Source organism: Cryobacterium sp. RTC2.1 (genome assembly GCF_035018685.1).
In the GTDB taxonomy this organism is placed as follows: domain Bacteria; phylum Actinomycetota; class Actinomycetes; order Actinomycetales; family Microbacteriaceae; genus Cryobacterium; species Cryobacterium glucosi.
Genome location: NZ_JASJXJ010000338.1, coordinates 1 through 654, shown reverse-complemented (window position 1 = coordinate 654; position 654 = coordinate 1). Strand labels below are relative to the sequence as shown.

Annotated in this window: 1 protein-coding gene; it reads left to right on the top strand. The window is 68.2% G+C overall.

What is annotated here, in order from left to right; translation table 11 throughout:
* Positions 1-22: 22 nt before the first annotated feature.
* Positions 23-654 (top strand): HNH endonuclease signature motif containing protein (locus QN357_RS19175; RefSeq protein ID WP_323505422.1); only part of this gene is annotated, 632 nt, incomplete at its 3' end.

Genomic DNA, 654 nt, shown 5'->3' with positions numbered 1-654 from the left:
GCTCGCCGACCGGGCCCGAAGGGTGCGGGAACGCACCCACCCGGAAACCATCACCGCCCGGCACCAGAAAAGCGTCGAGGACCGGCATGTGGTGTTCCAGGCCCTCAACGACGGCATGGCGTCGCTGTATCTGACCGGGAATGCCGAGAAGGTTCAGGCCGCGTACCACCGCACTCTCGACACCGCCCTCTCACTGCAGGGCCCGGAGGAAACGCGCACGCTGACGCAGTTGGCGGCGGACGTGCTTACCGATGTCCTGATCGGTGGGGTCACCCCGGACGGACTCGGTGCCGGGGTGGCCGCGCAAGTCAACGTCACGGTCCCGGTGCTGACCTTGTTGGGGAAGAGCGAGGAGCCCGGGTATCTGTCCGGGTACGGGCCGATCGACCCCGACACGGCCCGGCGTCTCGCGGCGGGTGCGCCGAGCTTCACCCGGCTACTCACCCACCCGGAAACCGGCGTCGTGCTCTCGATGGGCACGGACACCTACAAACCGCCCGCCGCACTCAAGAAATGGCTCGAGGTGCGGGATGAAACCTGCACCTTCCCCGGGTGCCGGCGCTCCGCGAAACGGTCCGACCTCGACCACAGTGTGGAGTGGCAGCACGGCGGGGAGACCGACGCGATGAACCTCGCCCACCTCTGCCCGTATCA